At 64.2% G+C, this 1,155-nt stretch carries 1 pseudogene; it reads left to right on the forward strand.

The annotated features are described in order from the left end of the window. Positions 1 to 35: 35 nt before the first annotated feature. Positions 36 to 1,155 (forward strand): annotated as a pseudogene (locus NKI59_RS34915) (shikimate kinase); the annotation flags it as partial.

A 1,155-nucleotide genomic window follows, 5' to 3' on the forward strand; every position in this document is an offset into this window, starting at 1 on the left:
TTTCCGATTTTGATCCGCAGGACGTGGCCAATCTGGTGAACGGTTTCAGCAAGTGGCCGGAACAGCAGAAGGCACGCGAGGCGACGGTCGCCATCGCCGGCGAGGTCGTTGCCCGCGCCGGCGAGCTCAACAGATTTACGCATCAAGGCCTGGCCAATCTGGTGAATGGCTTCAGCAAGTGGCCGGAAGAAGAAAAGGCACGCGAGGCGACGGTCGCCATCGCCGGCGAGGTCGTTGCCGGCGCCGACCGACTCTCTGGTTTTTCTGAGCAGTGCCTGGCCAGTCTGGTGAACGGTTTCAGCAAGTGGCCGGACCAGCAGAAGGCACGCGAGGCGACGGTCGCCATCGCCGGCGAGGTCGTTGCCCGCGTCGGCAAGCTCGACGAATTTTCGGATCAAGACTTGGCCAATCTGGTGAACGGTTTCGCCAAGTGGCCGGAAGAAGAAAAAGCACGCAAGGCGATCGTTGCCATCGCCGGCGAGCTCGGTTCCAAGGGCCGTCGCTTCAGCACTTTCAGCACGCCTGCGCTAGTCAGCATCGCCAACGGTCTGGCGCGGGGTATCGAGGAGGGAGAGACCGCCGGCGAGGTCGCCGAACCCGCCTTGCTGAAGGACCGGCTGCATCAGCTGGCGCACTATCTCGACTATGCCGAGGATCGGTTGCAGCAGGCCGATGGCCAGGCCATCGCGATGATATTGAAAGCCTTGGGCAAGGCGCAGTTGTTGGACGATCTCGGTGTGCTGGCACAGCCGGGGCTGGACAGGCTCGAGGTGTTGCATGCCGCTCCCGGGTTTGAGCTCGACAACAACCTCGAGACGATGGGCAATCTATGCTCCGCCCTGCTGCCACTGGCGCGCAGCCCGGAGCGGGCGTTGCGCTGGCACCGCAGGTCGGCGCTGAACCTGCTCAACGCCATCCAGCCGGTGGTGGAACGCAAGATCGATGCCCACCTCAAGGCAGGCCAGGCCGAGCGCACCAGCGGCCCCAATGCAAGCCGCTGCCCGGCGCTTTCGATCTATCAGGTGCTCAAGACCCGGGCGGTGCTGGAGAACCTCTACCGGCGGCCCTATGTCGAGGGCGACACGCTAGCCTTGCAGGCCAGGCAGGAAGAGCTGCAAGGCAAGACCAGGCAGATACTGGACAGCGCCCGCGCCC

Origin of the sequence: Mesorhizobium sp. M0598, from assembly GCF_040320865.1 — a bacterium.
Lineage (GTDB): Bacteria > Pseudomonadota > Alphaproteobacteria > Rhizobiales > Rhizobiaceae > Mesorhizobium.